Here is a 17341-nt window from a genome sequence, read left to right on the forward strand (position 1 = left end):
ACTAGTTTCGCTCGCGCGGGACCTTCAGGAACGCGAGCATGATCGCCGAGAGCACCAGGCAGCCGATCGGGAAGTACAGCCCGACCGTGACGTCGGTGTCGGTCGCCGCCAGCCCGATCGCGTACGGCCCGAAGAACCCGCCCAGCGCCGCGATCGAGTTGATCGCGGCCAGCCCGACCGCCGTGTGCTCCTTCGACAGCACCTTCGACGCCATCGCCCAGTACGGCGCCAGGTAGCCGAGCACGCCGATCGCCGCCAGCGACAGGCTGATCAGCGACAGCGCGGGCACCGACTTGAACTGGATGGCGCCGAAGAAGCCCAGCGCCGCGACGAGCACCAGGACGATCACGTGCCCCTTGCGTTCGCCGGTCCGGTCGGAGTTGCGCGCCAGCAGCAGCATGCCGACCGCGCCGACGACGTACGGGATCGCGCCGAGCAGCCCGATGTTGGTCGAGGAGTACTTCGGGTCGAGCTGCTTGACGATCAGCGGCAGGAAGAACGTCAGCCCGTAGAGGCCGCAGGCGATGAACAGGTTCGAGAACGCCAGGTGCAGCACCTTGCCGTTGCGGACCGCCTTCAGCTGGCCGAGGAAGGTCTCCTTCTCCTCCGGCACGTACTCCTTATCGATCTCCGTCTGCAGCCAGTCGCGCTCTTCCCGGCTGAGGAACTTCGCCTCCGACGGCTTGTTCGGCAGCCACAGGAACGTGACGACGCCGATCAGCACGGCCGGCGCGCCCTGCAGCACGAACACCCACTGCCAGCTGCTCATCCCGAGCCAGTGCGCGTGGTCGAGGATCCAGCCGCCGGTGAGGCTGCCGAGGATCAGCGCGATCGGCTGGGCCAGTGCGAGCGTCGCGATGGCGCGGCCGCGTTCCTTCCCGCGGAACCACAGCGTCAGGTACAGCAGCAGGCCCGGGAAGAGCCCGGCTTCGGCGATGCCGAGCACGATCCGCGCGATGATCAGGTGCGTCGTGCTCGCGACGAACCCGGTGACCACCGTGACGATGCCCCAGCTGACCGCGATCCGGCTCAGCCACAGCCGCGCGCCGACCTTCTTCATGATCATGTTGCTGGGGATCTCGAACACGACGTAGGCGAGGAAGAAGATCGCCGACGCGGCCCCGAACGTGGCGGCGTCGATCGCCAGCTCCTTGCCCATGCCGAGCTGGGCGTAGCCGATGTTCGCGCGGTCCATGTAGTTGAAGATGTAGAGCAGGCCGACGATCGGCATGATCCGCACGGCGACCTTGCGGACGGTGCGTCTCCCGACCGCGGTGCTCGCGGATCCGGTGTGGACGGTCATGGGGTGCTCCTCGGCGTTGAGTGAGTGGCGCTGCGGCCGGCGACGCGGCCCATGGTGATGGCGTTGGCGACGGCGTTCCCGCCGCCGACGTACCGCGGCCCGAGCACACCGGCTCCGGCCTCCCCCGCGGCGAAGAGGCCGGGCACGCGCTCCCCGCGCGCGTCGAGCACGGCGGCGGTGCCGTCGATCTCGAGCCCGGCGTGGGTGCAGACGAGCTCGGCGGGCAGGGTGCGCGCCGCGTAGAACGGCGGCGTCCCGATCGGGTCGGGCGGCGCGGTGCGGCCCTTGGCGGCCAGGGTTTCGTGCCGCAGGAAGTCCGGGTCCTCGGGCAGGTTGGCGTTCCAGCGCTCGAGCGTCGCCCGCAGCGCGTCGGCGGGCACGCCCAGCTTCCCGGCCAGCTCCTCGACGCTGTCGGCCCGCACGGTGCGGCCGGCCTCGGCTTCGGCCAGGACGTGGTCGGCGTCCCAGTGGGCGTACCCGGCGGGCAGCGTGGTGCGGGCCCGCTCGTCGAAGACCGTCCACACGGGACCGCCCTGGAGGTCGATGATCCCACTGGACACCGCGTAGGACGCGTCTTCGTCCATGAACCGGCGGCCGTGGACGTTGACCAGCACCCGCGACACCGGCGGGAAGCCGGACTGCCAGTGGTGCAGCCGCTGGAAGTACGCGGTGGGCAGCAGCAGCCCCCAGCCGTCCCCGGCGATGGCCGCGTCGACCTGCTCGCCGAACGCCAGATGGTCGCCCCGGGAGCCGTCCGCCGCCACGACGAACAGGTCCTCACCCGCGGCGTCGGCGGCCGGGTAGTGACGGGTGACCAGCGCGGGGTCCCGGGCGAACCCGCCGGTCGTGACGATGACGGCCTTCGCGGGCACGTCGATCCCGTCGGCGACCACACCGGTGACGCGCCCGCCTTCGACGAGCAGCCGCTCGACCCGCGTGTTCAGCACGGCTTCGACGCCGGCCTTGCGTCTGGCCCGGTCGAGGACCTGGACGAGGCCGTAGCCCTGGTCCTTCGGCACGTGCGCACGCCAGACGTCTTCGACGCCGGCGCGGGTCAGCCCCGGCGAGTGCGCGTTGTGCGACACCTGCACCGGGATGTCGGCACCCAGCCCGATCAGCCACTCGAGCGCCGGGCCGGCTTCCTCGCAGAACGCGCGCACCAGCCCGGGTTTGAGCTGCCACTGGTTGAGGTCCATGTAGTGCTGGAAGAACTTCTCGGGCGTATCGTCGATGCCCAGTCCCTTTTGGACACTGGTACCGGCGGCGGTGAACATCCCCGCGGACAGCTGCGTCGAGCCACCGAGTTCTTTTTCGGCCTCGAACAGCAGGACGGACGCGCCGCGCTCGGCGGCGGACACGGCGGCCGCGAGGCCCGCGCCCCCACCGCCCACGACGACGACGTCGTACTCCTCGGTGCTCATCCGAGGTCACCTCCCGACTCCGCGACGATGCGGTGATAGAGCCCGTTCGAGACGAGGCCGCCGTCGACGGTGACCTCGCTGCCGGTCATGTAGGTGGACTTGCCCGAGAGCAGGAACAGCACGGCGTCCGTGATCTCGTCGGGGCGGCCCATGCGCCCGGCCGGGACGCTGTCCACAGCGGACTGGACGAAGGCGTCGGCGCCCGCGAGCAAGGCCGTGCCGACGAGTCCCGGATGGACGGAGTTGACCCGGATCCCCCAGCGCGCGAAGTTCCCGGCGGCCGACTTCGACAGTCCGGTCAGGCCCCACTTGCTGGCCGAGTACGCGGGCGAGAAGTAGCCGATCTGCCCGGAGATCGAGGAGATGTTGACGATCGAGCCGCCCCCGGAGTCCCGCATCAGCGGGGCGGCGGCGCGCATCCCGTGGAACGGCCCGGTCAGGTTGACCGCGACAACCCGGTCCCAGACTTCGGCGGTGGTGTCCATGAACTCCAGCCGCCGCGAGATGCCGGCGTTGTTGACCAGCCCACCGAGCTTCCCTTGCCGCGCCCGGATCTCGCCGATCACGACGTCCCACTGAGAAGGATCGGTGACGTCGAGGTGATGAGCCGACGCCGAACCACCGTCGGCGACGATCTTCTCGGTGGTTTCGGAAGGATCGGCGACATCGGCCACGCAGACGTGGACACCGAGGGCCCCGAGCGCACGGGCGTGGGACGCGCCCATGCCACCCGCGGCGCCGGTGACGAGGACGACGTCCGGGTACTCAGACATGCCGCGACCCGCCGTCGACGGCGATGCTGTGCCCGGTCACGTACCGCGCGCTGTCCGACAGCAGGAACAGCAGCACACCGGCGACCTCTTCGGGCGAGCCGATCCGGTGCAGCGGCACGGCGTCGAGGGCCTTGGCGAGCGCCGGGGCATCGTCCTGGATCCACCGCGTCATCTCGGTGTCGATGTAGCCGGGCGCGATGGAGTTGACACGCAGGCCCTGGTCACCGAGCTCGACGGCGAGCGACTCGGTGAGGTGCGCGACGGCGGCCTTGGAGCTGCAGTAGGCACCACGGCCCTTACGCACGCGCACTGCCGACACCGAGGACATGTTGACGATGGCACCGCCGGGATTCATGTGCTTCGCGGCGGCCTGGGCACCGAAGAGAACGCCCTCGACATTGACCGACAGCGTCGCGCGAATCTGCTCCGGCGTGATCTCGGCGACCTCCGCGAACGGGAAGATCCCGGCATTGTTGACCCAGAAGTCGATCCGCCCGAACTCGTCGATGGCGCGCTGAGCGAGGGCAAGGTGGTCGGCGGCCTTGGTGACGTCAAGCGTCGCGGGCACGATCCGCCCAGGCTTGGCCTCGAGGGACTCCTCGGCGAGGGCCGAGGTCAGCTCGGCGGCGGTGGCAGCCATGGCGTCACCATCGATGTCCCCACCGACGACGTCGACCCCGCGGGTGGCGAGGGCGGCGGCGAACCGGGCACCCATCCCGCGGCCGGCGCCGGTGATCACGGCGACCTTGCCGGGGAACTCGGGGTAGACCGTGGTGACCGGCTGCTGCAGGACCCGCCCGGGACCGGTGGGCTCGTGGGTCGTCATGGTTGTTCTTCTCTCTGTTCGGTGGATCAGGAGTCGCGATGCACGGTCCGCCGCCGGACGCGCCAGCCATCGCCGTCGCGGACGAGGTCGTCCTCGAGGACGGTCAGCCGCACGAGGTGCGTACTGGCGACGATCTGCAGGTAGGCATCGGCGCGCAGGGTGTCCGGGGTGTCACCCGGGCGGACGTGGACGGTGCTGATCACGTGCCTGAGCGTCTCTCCGGAGGCGTGGAAGCGCTCGGCGAACGCGGTGAGTTCACCGGTGCCGGCGGCGGGCTCGGGGTAGGTGGGCGAGTGGAACTCGCCATCCGAGGTGAAGGTGGCAGCCCACTCGGCGGCACGGCCCGAGTCGATGGCGTGGCTCTGGCGGCCGTAGAGCTGGTGCACGGCCACGACGTCCTCGGTCGCCACTCGCATCGAAACCTCCGTTGGTACGTGCTATATTCGCACGCGGCGTGCTAATATGTGTAGGACAGTAGGTCGCCACTTTCGTGTCGTCAAGGGAGCCGCGTGTGGAATCGACGCTGCCCGCGTCCGGGACTTCGAAGACGTTGCACCACGGACTGCAGGTGCTGGAGCTACTGGTCCAGCACCCCGGAGGCCTGACACTGACCGAAATCGCGGACGGCATCGGCGTGCACCGGACAGTGGCGCACCGGCTGGTCCGGACCCTGGAGGCGCACTACCTGTGCCGCCGCGACCGCTTCAAGCGCATCTCGCTGGGAACGGGGTTGGTTCGGCTGGCCGAGCCGGTGGAGCAGGACCTGCGCACGTTGGCCCGGCCGGTGCTGGAGGAGCTGACGGACTCGGCCCAGGCATCGGCGCACCTGGTGGTGCGGGAGAACGCGGAGCAGGTCCGGATGCTGATGATCGTCGAGCCGAGAAGAGCGGCAATGCACGTGGCATTCCGATCAGGCCAGCTGGACCCGATCGGCCGAGGATCGGCAGGCTTGGCAATCCTGGCGGCCGCCCCACCACTACCGGGCGAGCGGGAAGAGGTGACCAGGGCCCGCGAGCGCGGATTCGCGGTGTCGAAAGGCGAGATAGCACCGGGCATCACAGGGATTTCGGCCATCGTCCCCACCGGACGCGACCACCCGGAGACGAGCATCGGGCTGTCGTTGTTCGAGGCCCCGGACCCGGAAGAACTAGGGCGAATGGTGCTAGCGGCAGCACAGAGACTGAGCGCCCAGCTCGGCTGAGCAGCGAAGCAACCCAGACCCTCCCGCAACCCCGATCCGAAGCCAGAACACGGCCGGCGGCGCCGGGTCAAGGCATCTTTCCCGCCTTGACGCGGTACCGCCGGCCGTAGTCACAATGAAGGCTTCGGGGTTGCGAACCTGACTTGGCCCAAATTAGTGCGCACCGCGATCGTGGATGCGGGTGAGGTCGTCGGGTAGCGGGTCGACGGCGGTGAGGGTGTGCTCGCCGGCCTGGATGTTGATGGTGCGGTAGCGGCGGGTGGTGCGCACGAACTTCTTGATCGACCAGCCGGTGGTCTGCTCGATCCACCTGCTGACGGCCAGGGCGGCGAACACGACCGTCAGGTGCGCGTCGATCGACTCGCGCTTGTGGTGGTAGATCGGCCGCGCACGTAGGTCGTGTTTGGACATTCGGAACGACTTCTCGATGTGGAACAGTCGGTGGTAGGCCTTTGAGGCCGGCAAGGGCGCGTGCCTTGGCTTCCAGGGTCCGGTTGACACTCTTGGTGGCGCCGGTGAGCTGGATGAACCGGTTGCGTTTGACCGCGGTCTTGCCGGCGACGGCCTGTCGCGGCGCTGGTCCTTGGGGCCGGCAGGCCAGGGCTGGGTGAAGATGTGCCCGTCGGGGATCTGCTCATCCGGGTGCTCGTGGCGCCACGCCTGGACCACGTACGGCACGTCGGGTATCGCGCGCCGAGGATGAACGACAACCCCGCGGCCTCGATGACCTGCTGGTTGGCCGGAGAGATCATGCCAGCGTCGGCCACGACCGTGACATCAGCCGGCTGGTGGACATCTATGAACGCACGGATGGTCGGCAGCATCGTAGTGGTCTCGCCCCGGTTGCCCTCGAACGCGTTAACCATCAACGGAAACCCGCTTGCGTCGGTGAGCAGCCCGATCGTGATCTGCGGCTCCAGGCGGCGTTCTTTGGAGAACCCGGGCTCACGGAACCCGTCCCCGGCATCGGTCTCGAAGTACAAGGTGGACACATCGCAGAGAACCAGTGACGCCGGCCCCAGATCAGCGGTGCGGGCGCACGCCGCGGCCAACTTCTGCCGCCAGGACTCTTTCGCGAACGCGGGCAGACGCCGCTTGAGGGTCGCGTACGCCGGCGGGTCGACACCTCGACCACCCGCAGACTGTCCAGCTTGCTGGTCGGCTCGACGATCCGTGCCAGCACCAGTAATCGGAACACCTCGTCACCACCAGCGGCCTCCTCGAACCCCAACAGCTGGTAGGCGTGGCCGAGCGCGTCCCACAGGTACCCCATCCGCGACGACGTGATCGCAAGCGGCCCACCACCAGCACCACTGCCGGCCTGCAACGCCGCGAAGTCCGGGCCAAAGTCGAGCTCGGGCTGCCCCACAGCCAGACGCTGCCTCGCCACCGCCTTGAGCGCCTCCAACGCCGCATCGTCATGCGCCGAGCCGATGTGCTCGATGTCCCGCGACCCGCGACCCGCGACCCGCGACGCGAGGAGTGCGCAGATTTTCGCCGTTCACACGACGAAACCGCAGCTCAACAGCCAGCACCCTACCCAAGATCAGTGATCTTGAGCCAAAGTCAGGTAAAGTGACGGAATGGTCATGCGGGTGGCGATTCCCGTGCTGCCGTGCCGAGATGTGCAGGCAGCGCGGTCGTACTTCACGGACGCGCTCGGATTCGACACCATATTCACCTGGGAGACCCCACCCAGCTACGCGGCCGTGATCCGCGACACCGCCGAATTCCACCTGTACGCCGAAAGCAGCGTCGGCCCGGCCAGGGTGACAGTTGTCGTCGACGACGTCGATTCCTGCCACGACGAGCTGCGCGCCCGCGGCGCCGACATCGTCGAGCCACTGGCTGACCGGCCCTACGGGATGCGCGACTTCAACGTACGGACACCCGATGGGCACTTGTTGATCTTTAGCCAGCCGCTTACCGAGTACGGGTGACCATCAGCGGACCAGCCGGAAGAATGACCGGACCTCGTCGACGAACAACGCCGGCTGCTCGAACGCCGCGAAGTGGCCGCCCTTGCCGGGCTCGTTCCAGTACCGGATGTTCGGGAACCGGCGCGCCGGCCGACCCGGAGATCCATTCGTTGACCTGCCGGAGGCTTTCCCAGTACAGCCGGGCGGATGAGGCACCGGTGCCGGGCAGCCAGTAGAGCATCAGGTTGTCGAGCAGCTCATCCCGGGTAATAACCCGATGCAGGTCGCCACCGGAGTCGGTCCACGACCAGAACTTCTCGACGATCCAGGCGCAGAGGGCGGCCGGCGAGTCGACCAGCCCGTAGCCGACCGTCTGCGGCCGGGTCGACTGCTGCGCCGAGTATCCGGAGCCCCATTCGTCCGCCTCCCGCAGTGTCGCGAGCGCCGCCCGCTTCGGCACCGGTGAGGTCGTCCAACGTGGCCGGATCGGGCGGTGCGAGCGGCGGCATGAGATGGATGCCGGCGACCCGATCGGGTTGCCGTTGACCGATGCTCGTGGCGATGCTGGTGCCCCAGTCGCTGCCCTGGGCGCCGAACCGCCGGTAGCCGAGCCGGGCCATCAGCTCGCACCACGCGTCGGATATCCGCTCGATCCCCCACCCCGGCGCGGCCGGCTTGTCGCTGAAGCCGTAACCGGGAAGCGATGGGCAGACCGCTGGAACCGGCCGCTTAGTGCGCAGATTTTCGCCGTTCACACGACGAAACCGCAGCTCAACAGCCAGCACCCTACCCAAGATCAGCGATCTTGAGCCAAGTCAGGTCACAATGAAGGCTTCGGGGTTGCGAAGAATCTCACCCCAAAATTTCCGACAGAGCATGAGCCTCCCGCAGCAGCAAAGCCCCCAGCTGGGGGATCCGCTCGGGGCCGAAGCGGTGTGCCACCCCGGTCAAGCTCAACGCCCACCGCGGAGCCCCACCCTGATCAAAAACCGCCGCGGCCAATCCCCAGCTCCCCTCCACCACGAGACCAGGATTCAGCGAATACCCCTGAGTCCGAGTAGCCGCGATGTGCCGCCGAATCTCGCCGACGTCGTGCTGAGGCCCGTACACCGCAGCAAGATCGACCCGGCCCAGATAGTCCTCGACCTCCCGATCCGGCAGATGAGCAAGGATCACCATCCCCGCCGAAACAACCCCCAAAGGAAACCGAGCCCCCTCGAAAAGAACATGGCTGCGGATCGGAAAAGCCCCATCCTCCCGAATCAAACAGATCGTCTCCTCCCCCCGCCGAGCGGAGAAGAACGCACTCTCCCCCGTAGCCAAAGCCAGCCGCCGCACGACCGGCAACGCGGCCTCGGTGACGTCATAGCGCCGAGCGGCAGCCACCCCGAGGAAGTACAACTCGGGCCCGAGCACCCACCGATCGCCATCCCGCTCGACGAGCCCGACACCCTGCAGCGAGATCAGCAACCGATGCACGGTAGGCCGAGGCAACCCGGCTTCCCGAGCCACAGCGGTAGTCGTCCCACCCTCAGGCTCATGAACGGCAACCGCCCGCAAAGCCCGATGAGTCCGGCCGACAAGGTCTGAAGGAGCGTCCACTCAGTGAACACTACCCCATCTAATCCGACCACCAGACGAACAATACCCAGGTCACTAGCGTTCACTGATTGACCGCATCCCGCCACAAAAGGTCTCATGTCCCCCATGGACAAGGTGATCGTGTCGGCCGCACAGGCCATCGCCGACATCCCCGACAGCGCCACCCTCGCGGTGGGCGGCTTCGGGATGTGCGGCGTACCCGCCGTTCTCGTCCAAGCGCTGTTCGAAGCGGGGACGACGAACCTCGAAGTGGTCTCGAACAACGCCGGAGTGGACGGCTGGGGGCTCGGAATCCTCCTCGGCGCCGGCCGCCTGCGTCGCGTCGTCGCTTCCTACGTCGGCGAGAACAAGGAGTTCGCCCGCCAGTACCTCGGCGGCGAGCTGGAGGTCGAGCTGACCCCGCAGGGCACGCTCGCCGAACGGCTGCGCGCCGGCGGTTCCGGCATCCCCGCGTTCTTCACCGCCACCGGGGCCGGCACCCAGGTCGCCGACGGTGGCCTGCCGTGGAAGTACGACTCAGCCGGCGCCGTCGAGAAGGCGAGCCCGCCGAAGCAGAAGAAGAGCTTCGACGGCAAGGAGTACGTCCTCGAACGCGCGATCGTCGCCGACTTCGGGCTGGTCCGCGCGTGGCGCGGCGACCGGCACGGGAACCTCGTCTTCAAGGACGCGGCCCGCAACTTCAACCCGCTGGCCGCGATGTCCGGCCGCATCACCGTCGCCGAGGTCGAGGAGCTGGTCGAGCCCGGCGAGCTCGACCCGAACGACATCCACCTGCCGGGCGCCTACGTGCACCGCGTCGTCGCGCTGACGCCGGAGCAGGCCGCGGACAAGCCGATCGAGAAGCGCACGGTGCGCACCGGAACGGAGGCCTGACATGGCCTGGGACCGCAACCAGATGGCCGCCCGCGCCGCCGGCGAGCTGCGCGACGGCGACTACGTCAACCTCGGGATCGGCCTGCCTACCCTGGTGCCGAACTACGTCCCCGACGACGTCGAGCTCGTCCTGCAGTCGGAGAATGGCATCCTCGGCGTCGGCCCCTACCCCGAGGAGGACGCCGTCGACCCGGACCTGATCAACGCGGGCAAGGAGACGGTGACCGTCCGAAAGGGAGCGTCGTTCTTCGACTCGGCGTTGTCCTTCGGGATGATCCGCGGCGGCAAGATCGACGCCGCCATCCTCGGCGCGATGCAGGTCTCCGCGGCGGGCGACCTCGCGAACTGGATGATCCCCGGCAAGATGGTCAAGGGCATGGGCGGCGCGATGGACCTGGTCCACGGCGCGAAGAAGGTCATCGTGCTGATGGAGCACGTCGCCCGCGACGGCTCGCCCAAGATCGTCGACGAATGCACGCTGCCCTACACCGGCCGCGGCGTCGTCCAGCGGATCATCACCGACCTGTGCGTCCTCGACGTCACGCCCGAGGGTCTTTCGCTCGTCGAGCTCGCCCCGGGCGTCGACGTCGAGCAGGTGCAGAAGCAGACCGAGCCGCCGATCCGCGTCGCCTGACCCGGAGGCTGCCCGAAGGTCCGTTCCGCGGCCGCGCGCGATGCCCTGTACTACGGGCATGGCCGGCCGAGGGGTACTCGAGGGCGCGTTCGCGCTGCTGGACGTCCTGGACGCGCTCGGCGGCCGGGCCGCGTTCACGGACCTGGTGCGCGCGGGCGACCTCCCGAAGACGACCACGCACCGGCTGCTGGACCAGCTGACCGGGCTGGGCGCCATCGAACGCGTCCCGGACGGCTACCGCATCGGCGCGCGGGTCTTCCGTCTCGGCGAGTGCTGGGAACCGGAACTCCGCGCGCGGGCAAGGGAATGGCTGCCACTCCTGTCGGCGCGGCTGCGCGCGGGCACGTTCCTCGCGGTACGGCGGGAGGAACGAGTGCTGGTGGTCGCGGCCGAGGGTGCGGGTGTCCGCCCGGGGACGGCGCTGGCGCCGGACACCGCCGCGGCCCGGATCCTGGTGGCGTACCCCGGGAGGGGCCATGCCGCCGACGCGGGCAGCGTGGCCGTTCCGGTTCGCGGGCCCGGGGGTGCGGTCATCGCCGCCCTGGCCGCGACGCCGGCTCCGGGCCGGAACTCGCTCACCCTGGTGGCTGGGCTGGCCAGCACCGCCCGGGCGCTGGGCGGGTGATCAGAGGGGGCGCCATCATCGCCGCACCACCAGCGTCTCGAACACCCTCGCCCGCTCGCCGGCCGCGACGCCGGCCCGCTCACCGTGGTGACCGGGCCGAAAGCCGCACGAGCGCTCGGCACCTGATCAAAGAACGCCCCAGCGCTGGTTGATCTGGCCGCCGCCGAGGTTGTCCCACAGCTGTACCGGCGTGCCGTTGTGGCCGATCTGCGAAAGATCCGCGTCGAGCAACCGGGAGTTGTAGACGTTCTGGATGGTGTAGTTGCGGTTGCCGTCCTGGAACACCCACCAGACCTGGTTGGTCTGGCCGCCGCCCAGGCAGTCCCACAGCTGGATCGGCGTGCCGTTGTGGCCGATCCGCGAGAAGTCCGCGTCGAGGCAGCGGCCGCTGACGGAGTCGACGACCTGGTACCGGCTGTCGTACGCGACGTACCGGAGGTACCACTTGTTCGTCACCTGCCAGCAGTCCCACAGCACGACCGGCGCGCCGTTGCCGGTGCCCTGCGGCAGGAGACAGCGGCCGCCGTGGTTGTCGGTGATGGGATAGGGCCCGTAGTCGGCGGCACTCGCGACCGGCGCCGCCGCTCCGAGCGACGCCACGACTCCCGCCACGACCGCGGCCACTTCTTCCAGCTCATCGACGCTCCCCACGTCCGACACCGCAATTCGCCCCGACGGTGCCGGAAGTTCCGGACACGTGGGGTGCCGGTTCCGGTCAGCGGGCCCGACTCGGCCCTTCCGGGCAGGCGAGCGTCCGGTCAGCGTGCTCCCCGCCGGTGTCGAAATGGCGGTCCAGGTACTCCTCCGGCGGCAACGGGCTGTCGCGCAGCAGCGAGAACACTTCGCTGCCGGGCTGGAGGACCTTCTCCCCCGTCGCATACCCCTGGGCGAGCCCGAGGTAGGTCACTCCGGCGTCCGCCGCGTACTCCGCCGCCTCCACCTCCGCCCGCGCGAGGGCCGCATCGAAGCCGTCGGCACGCCACACCGTGATCCGCTCTTCGTACGGCTGCCCCTCGGCCCCGGTCCACCGGAAGACGCACCGCACCGCGTACCACTCGTCCGTCACGACGCCACCCTCCGGCAGTCCGGGACTCAACCCCCAGCGGGCCTCGCGCGTGTGAACGGCGGCGACCGCCCGGCGAGTGTTGATTGTCTGGTGGTTTCTGAGTTGTTCCGTTTGCCTGTGTTACCTGTTATGTTCGATTTTCGAGCCCGCGGTAGTGCCCGAGGAGTCCGATGCGCCGTCTCGCCGTCCTGGTTCTCGCGCTCTTGAGCCCGATCGTCGTGGTGCCCACGGCGGACGCCGCCGTCACCCCGAAACCGCCGCCGCTGTCCACGCCGTGGACCTCGCAGGTGAGCACCACCGACCCGCTGCCCGAGTACCCGCGGCCGCAGATGACGCGCCCCGACTGGCAGTCCCTCAACGGCGAGTGGGAGTTCCTCAACCCCGCCACCGGCGCGGGCGGCAGCGTCGACCGCTACGCCGCGCCGCCGCTCGGGCAGACGCTGCCCGAACGCATCCTCGTGCCCTACCCCGTCGAGTCGGCACTGTCGGGCATCATGCGCAACGACAACCGCGACCTGATGTTCTACCGCCGCACCTTCACCGTGCCGCAAGCGTGGGGCGGCCGGAACGTGCAGCTGCACTTCGGCGCCGTCGACTACGAAGCCACCGTGTGGGTCAACGGCGTCCAGGTCGCCACGCACAAGGGCGGGTACGACCGGTTCGAAGCCGACATCACCGCGCGACTGAACGGCGGCGCCAACGAGATCGTCGTCCGCGTCTACGACCCGACCGACGGCCGCGGCGAGAAGCAGCCCGTCGGCAAGCAGGCCACCGCCCAGTCCAGCATCTTCTACACGCCGTCGTCCGGGATCTGGCAGACCGTCTGGCTCGAGCCGACGGCGCCGTCGTCGATCTACTCGGTCGACATCTACCCGAACCTCGCGAACAACACGGCACGCGTGCGGGTGTTCGGCCGCGGTGACGTCGGCGGGTACTCCGTGCTCGCCGAGTCGATGACCGGCGGCGCCGTCGTCGGCAGCGCGACCGGCGGCTTCACGGAGTTCTCGGTGCCGGTCCCGAACGCGCGGCGGTGGTCGCCCGACGACCCGTTCCTCTACGACCTCAGGGTTTCGCTGCGCAACTCCGCCGGCACGACGGTCGACCAGGTCGTCAGCTACTTCGGCATGCGCGAAGTCGGCACGAAGAACGTGAACGGCGTGCTGCGCCCGACGCTCAACGGCGAGTTCGTGTTCCAGATCGGCACCCTGGACCAGGGCTTCTGGCCGGACGGCCTGTACACCGCGCCGACCGACGCGGCATTGGCATCCGACCTGCAGAAGCACAAGGAACTCGGCTTTAACATGGTGCGCAAGCACATCAAGGTCGAGCCCGCCCGCTGGTACTACTGGGCCGACCGGCTGGGATTGCTGGTGTGGCAGGACATCCCGTCGACTCCGACGGCCGACAGCAACCGGACGCCGGCGCAGATCGCCGAGTTCGAGACCGAGGCGCGCGAGATCGTCGACGAGCACCGCTTCTCCCCCGCCGTCGTGACGTACGTGCCGTTCAACGAAGGCTGGGGCGAGTGGAACCTCGACGAGACCAGGCGCGTCACGACGAACATCAAGAACCAGGACCCGACCCGGCTGGTCAACGCGCACAGCGGGTTCAACTGCTGCGCCTCCAAGGGTGACCCGGGCACCGGCGACATCATCGACTGGCACGTCTACACCGGCCCGGACGCGCCCCGGCCGTCCGGGAACCGGGTGTCGGTGCTCGGCGAGTTCGGCGGGCTCGGCCTGCGCAACCCCGGTCACGAGTACAGCCCGACCGGCGGCTTCTTCGCCTACGAGCAGATGGCGAGCGCGGCGCAGCTGAACGACCGCTACACCGGCATGGTCCGGGACGCGAAACAGCTGATGACCGCCAAGGGCCTGTCGGCGTCGGTCTACACCGAGATCACCGACGTCGAAGGCGAGTACAACGGCCTGCTCACCTACGACCGGCGGGTGCAGAAGGTCGACACCGCCCGCGTCCGCGCGGCGCACGCCGACCTGATCGCCGCGTCGAAGAACCTCAACGCGGCCGTGCCGCTGACGCTCGGGCACGTCCGGTCGTTCCGCGTCACCACCCCCGGGTACACCGACCGGTACCTGCGGCACGCGGATTCCTTCGCCCGCACCGACGTCCTGACCACGGGCAGCGCGGACGGGCCCCGGCAGGACGCCTCGTTCCGGACCGTCGCCGGGCTCGCGGATCCGCGCTGCTTCTCGTTCGAGTCGGTCAACTTCCCCGGGAAGTTCTTGCGCCACGCCGAAAACCGCGTCCGGATCGACAGCGACACCGGCGGCACGTTCGCCGCGGACGCCACCTGGTGCGACCGGCCGGGGCTCGCCGCCGGCGGGACGTCGTTCGAGTCGCTGAACCTGCCCGGCCGGTACCTGCGGCACTACGACGAGACCGTGTACCTGGCCGTGAGTGGTGGCCCGAACGCCTGGGACACGGCGACGAGCTTCGCCGCCGACGCGACGTGGGACGTCTCGGCGCCGGCGTTGTGGCGCAGTTCGGTGCCCCTGACGGCGAACGCGCGGCAGTCGCTGCGGGTGACGACGTGGGGCTACACCGACCGGTACCTGCGGCACGCCGGCGGCCTCGCCTACACCGAGGTCGTGACCAGCGGCAGCAGCGCGTTGCTCAAGCAGGACGCGACGTACACCGTGCGGCGCGGGCTCGGGGAGTCCTCGTGCTCCTCCTTCGAGTCGGTGAACTACCCCGGGCAGTTCCTGCGCCACCAGGACGGCCGCGTCCGCAACTCCCCGGACGACGGCTCGGCCCTGATGCGCGCGGACGCGACGTTCTGCGCCCGGCCGGGTCTCGGCGGCACCGGCGTGACGTTCGAGTCGCTCAACATCCCGGGCGCGTTCCTGCGGCACTTCGACTCCGCGGTCTACATCGCCTCGGGCGGCGGCACGGGCTCCGACCGGCCCCAGACGGTGACGGCCGACAGCAGCTGGACCGTCGCGCCACCCTGGGCCCCGTAAGCCCGCGCCGGGTTCCCGGAATCCGGTGTATCTCCGCCCGGCCCCGCGACTCCGTCCCCGGCGAGGGAAGGGGAGAAACCGTGGGCGTCGTGCTGATCGTTCTCGTCCTGGTGCTGGTGGTCGTGCTTCTCACACGCCGGCGCCGCCGCAAGCGCACCGCGGCGGTGCTGGCCGGGCCGCCCGGCGGGGTCCCGGCGTTCCGGATCGTGACGCTGGGCCTGCAGGGCTCGGGCAAGACCCTGCTGCTGACCGGGATCTACCGCCGCCTGCAGACCCCGGGCGACCGCGGCTTCTACCTGCGCGTGCCGCACGAGCAGCTGATCGAGCTGAACCGGTGGTACCGCAAGGCGGCCGACGTCCACGAGGAGTGGCCGCGCGGCACGACCCGCGGCGAGCTGCGCGAGTTCGAGTTCAGCGTGATGACCGACGTCGGCGGGGCGACCGAACCCGTCGTCAAGCTGGGCTACCTCGAGTACCCGGGCGAGCTGCTGACCGACCCGGACGCGCCGGGGTCGACCGCCCAGGCGACGCTCTTGCAGGCGATCGCCGGTGCCGACGCGCTCGTCGGCATCATCGACGGCTTCCGCCTGCTGCAGGCGACCCAGGGCGACCAGCGCGGCGCGTTCATGCTCGAAGCGTCCCTCGACGCGATGATCAACGCGATGCTGCCGGTGCGCAGCCCGATCGTCTTCGTGATCACCAAGTGGGACCTGCTCGACCACCTGCACCCGGACGAGAACGAGCGGCTGCGGATCGTGCGCGACCGGCTGATGGCGACGCCGGGGTTCAACGACCTCGTCCGGATGCACAGTGCCCGGCGCATCGTCCGGCTGATCCCGGCGACGGCCGTCGGGCACGACTTCGCCGTCTTCACCGACGGGGTGGTCCGCAAGAAGCCCGAGGGGCGGTTCCGGCCGGGCAACGTCGAGGCCGCGTTGGCGGTGGTGGTGCCGGACATCCTGCGCCAGACCGAGCTTTCGCTCGACCGCGCCACCCGTGCCGAGCTGCTCGCGGCCGCGCAACGGCGGACGCGGATGGGCCCGGCCGAGGCGTTGCGGACGCTCGGCGCCCACTTCACGGCGCACGCCGCGCGGGTGCTGGCGTCCGCCCTCGGCGCGGGCCTGGTCGCCGAGTCCGGCCTGATGCTGCTGCTCGACACGCTGTCCCCGTACGACGACGACCCGGCCGCGCGCGGCGCCCGGATGGCGAGGCTCGGCGAGGCCGACCGGATGGCGGAGCACTACGTCCAGGCCCGGCGGCGGGTGGTCGGCGAGCTGCAGCGGCAGGTCGCGGTGCTCGAGGCGAAGCTCCCGGTGTCCCGCCTCGGCGGCGACCGCTGGGGCGACTGGTGACGGGCCGGGCCTGGCCGTTCCTGGTCGCCCGCGGACGGCGGCAGGGCTATGCCACGCTGCTGGTCCCGGGTTTCCTGCGGGAGCACGGTTTCCTGGAGGCGACGGCGACCCCGCTGGACGACGTGCCGTCGCGCACCGCGCCGACACCGCACGGCGTGCTGGTCTGGGCCGAGCACGCGGTGACCACGGAAGAGGCCGGCGGCGAACCCCGCGACGAGTACGGCCGCCCCTTGGTGCTGCTGCACGGTTTCCTCAGCCCGTCCGGCGATCCGCTGGAGGCGCCGGCCGCGCTGGTCCGGACGGAGGCTGCTGCTTTGTCGGCGTACCAACGGTTTCTCGCCGACGAGGAGGGCTTCCGGGCGGAGCGTTCGGAGCCGTTCGCGATCGAGGTCGCTCGTCCCCCGGTCTCACCGGAGGTCTCGCCGCCGAGTGAGCCCGCGCGGCCGGTCCGCGGCTTGGTGTGGGCGGGGGCGGGGGCGCTGGTCGCGGTGGGCGTGGTGGTCACCGTGCTGCTCTGGCCGGACGACGACGTCCCGCCACCGCCGCAGTGCGCCCCTGACGTCGTGGCGTTGCCGGCGACGCCGGCTGTCCCGGCAGCGACGTGCCTGCGCGACGGGACGACCGTGCGGTACTCGGTCACGCCTACGCCGACGCCTCCGCCGTAGCCAGGCGGATCCCCGTCCCCGCCGCAGGTCTCGCCGCCCTGCCCGCGCGACCACGACCCGGTGCGGGGCAGGCACCCCGCGCCGCCTCAGTGCTCCGGCA

The 17341-nt window shown here is 69.9% G+C and carries 17 protein-coding genes and 2 pseudogenes; 8 read left to right on the forward strand and 11 right to left on the reverse strand.

Going from position 1 to position 17341, the window contains the following annotated elements; genetic code table 11:
* Position 1: 1 nt before the first annotated feature.
* From ACZ7PG_RS02145 to ACZ7PG_RS02165, 5 genes are read right to left on the reverse strand one after another with little or no spacing between them, the layout of a single operon-like run.
* On the reverse strand, positions 2-1303 hold the full coding sequence (locus ACZ7PG_RS02145; protein WP_470237247.1) for an MFS transporter: 1302 nt from the start codon (positions 1301-1303) through the stop codon (positions 2-4).
* Entirely contained in the window at positions 1300-2724 is a 1425-nt protein-coding gene (locus ACZ7PG_RS02150; RefSeq protein ID WP_470237248.1) for an FAD-dependent oxidoreductase, read from the reverse strand. The genes ACZ7PG_RS02145 and ACZ7PG_RS02150 overlap by 4 nt, the downstream gene beginning before the upstream one ends.
* Positions 2721-3497: an SDR family NAD(P)-dependent oxidoreductase gene (locus ACZ7PG_RS02155; RefSeq protein ID WP_470237249.1), complete on the reverse strand. Its 777-nt coding sequence runs from the start codon at positions 3495-3497 to the stop codon at positions 2721-2723. Before ACZ7PG_RS02155 ends, ACZ7PG_RS02150 begins: the two co-directional genes overlap by 4 nt.
* Positions 3490-4323: an SDR family NAD(P)-dependent oxidoreductase gene (locus ACZ7PG_RS02160; protein WP_470237250.1), complete on the reverse strand. Its 834-nt coding sequence runs from the start codon at positions 4321-4323 to the stop codon at positions 3490-3492. Before ACZ7PG_RS02160 ends, ACZ7PG_RS02155 begins: the two co-directional genes overlap by 8 nt.
* Before the next feature lie 26 nt (positions 4324-4349).
* A complete protein-coding gene (locus ACZ7PG_RS02165) occupies positions 4350-4739 on the reverse strand; it encodes a nuclear transport factor 2 family protein (protein ID WP_470237251.1) in 390 nt (129 codons plus the stop codon).
* 95 nt (positions 4740-4834) lie between these two features.
* Here ACZ7PG_RS02165 and ACZ7PG_RS02170 point away from each other — a divergent pair, with 95 nt between their 5' ends.
* Positions 4835-5524, forward strand: a complete 690-nt coding sequence (locus ACZ7PG_RS02170) for an IclR family transcriptional regulator (RefSeq protein ID WP_470237252.1) — start codon at positions 4835-4837, stop codon at positions 5522-5524.
* Positions 5525-5677: 153 nt separating this feature from the next.
* On the opposite strand, the pseudogene ACZ7PG_RS02175 reads toward ACZ7PG_RS02170, so the two are convergent.
* Positions 5678-6983 (reverse strand): annotated as a pseudogene (locus ACZ7PG_RS02175) (IS1634 family transposase); the annotation flags it as partial.
* Between the two features lie 124 nt (positions 6984-7107).
* Here ACZ7PG_RS02175 and ACZ7PG_RS02180 point away from each other — a divergent pair.
* Positions 7108-7464: a VOC family protein gene (locus tag ACZ7PG_RS02180; RefSeq protein WP_273941014.1), complete on the forward strand. Its 357-nt coding sequence runs from the start codon at positions 7108-7110 to the stop codon at positions 7462-7464.
* Here ACZ7PG_RS02180 and ACZ7PG_RS02185 read toward each other — a convergent pair.
* The 3 genes and pseudogenes from ACZ7PG_RS02185 to ACZ7PG_RS02195 form a co-directional block, all read right to left on the reverse strand.
* Positions 7448-7903 (reverse strand): hypothetical protein, encoded by a 456-nt coding sequence (locus ACZ7PG_RS02185; RefSeq protein ID WP_470239045.1) that lies wholly within the window; start codon positions 7901-7903, stop codon positions 7448-7450. The two genes, ACZ7PG_RS02180 and ACZ7PG_RS02185, sit on opposite strands and share 17 nt — an antisense overlap.
* A 67-nt stretch (positions 7904-7970) precedes the next feature.
* Positions 7971-8228 (reverse strand): annotated as a pseudogene (locus ACZ7PG_RS02190) (alpha/beta fold hydrolase); the annotation flags it as partial.
* Positions 8229-8295: 67 nt separating this feature from the next.
* A complete protein-coding gene (locus tag ACZ7PG_RS02195; RefSeq protein ID WP_470237253.1) occupies positions 8296-9045 on the reverse strand; it encodes an IclR family transcriptional regulator in 750 nt (249 codons plus the stop codon).
* A gap of 105 nt (positions 9046-9150) precedes the next feature.
* Between ACZ7PG_RS02195 and ACZ7PG_RS02200 the strand changes: the two genes are divergently transcribed.
* From ACZ7PG_RS02200 to ACZ7PG_RS02210, 3 genes are read left to right on the forward strand one after another with little or no spacing between them, the layout of a single operon-like run.
* Positions 9151-9918, forward strand: a complete 768-nt coding sequence (locus ACZ7PG_RS02200) for a CoA transferase subunit A (protein WP_470237254.1) — start codon at positions 9151-9153, stop codon at positions 9916-9918.
* 1 nt (position 9919) lies between these two features.
* Complete coding sequence (locus ACZ7PG_RS02205) at positions 9920-10552, forward strand: CoA transferase subunit B (RefSeq protein ID WP_470237255.1); 633 nt, start codon at positions 9920-9922, stop codon at positions 10550-10552.
* Positions 10553-10610: 58 nt separating this feature from the next.
* A complete protein-coding gene (locus tag ACZ7PG_RS02210) occupies positions 10611-11177 on the forward strand; it encodes a helix-turn-helix domain-containing protein (protein WP_470237256.1) in 567 nt (188 codons plus the stop codon).
* A gap of 126 nt (positions 11178-11303) precedes the next feature.
* Here the strand turns inward: ACZ7PG_RS02210 and ACZ7PG_RS02215 are convergent, their stop codons facing one another.
* Complete coding sequence (locus ACZ7PG_RS02215) at positions 11304-11828, reverse strand: RICIN domain-containing protein (protein ID WP_470237257.1); 525 nt, start codon at positions 11826-11828, stop codon at positions 11304-11306.
* A gap of 64 nt (positions 11829-11892) precedes the next feature.
* A complete protein-coding gene (locus ACZ7PG_RS02220; RefSeq protein ID WP_470237258.1) occupies positions 11893-12243 on the reverse strand; it encodes a hypothetical protein in 351 nt (116 codons plus the stop codon).
* A gap of 170 nt (positions 12244-12413) precedes the next feature.
* On the opposite strand from ACZ7PG_RS02220, the gene ACZ7PG_RS02225 reads away from it, so the two are divergent.
* The 3 genes from ACZ7PG_RS02225 (at position 12414) to ACZ7PG_RS02235 (ending at position 17241) form a co-directional block, all read left to right on the forward strand.
* Complete coding sequence (locus ACZ7PG_RS02225; RefSeq protein WP_470237259.1) at positions 12414-15224, forward strand: AbfB domain-containing protein; 2811 nt, start codon at positions 12414-12416, stop codon at positions 15222-15224.
* Between the two features lie 80 nt (positions 15225-15304).
* On the forward strand, positions 15305-16576 hold the full coding sequence (locus ACZ7PG_RS02230; protein ID WP_470237260.1) for a P-loop NTPase family protein: 1272 nt from the start codon (positions 15305-15307) through the stop codon (positions 16574-16576).
* Positions 16573-17241 (forward strand): hypothetical protein, encoded by a 669-nt coding sequence (locus ACZ7PG_RS02235; RefSeq protein ID WP_470237261.1) that lies wholly within the window; start codon positions 16573-16575, stop codon positions 17239-17241. The genes ACZ7PG_RS02230 and ACZ7PG_RS02235 overlap by 4 nt, the downstream gene beginning before the upstream one ends.
* Positions 17242-17341 lie beyond the last annotated feature (100 nt).

It is taken from the genome of Amycolatopsis sp. NPDC114504 (assembly GCF_055633595.1).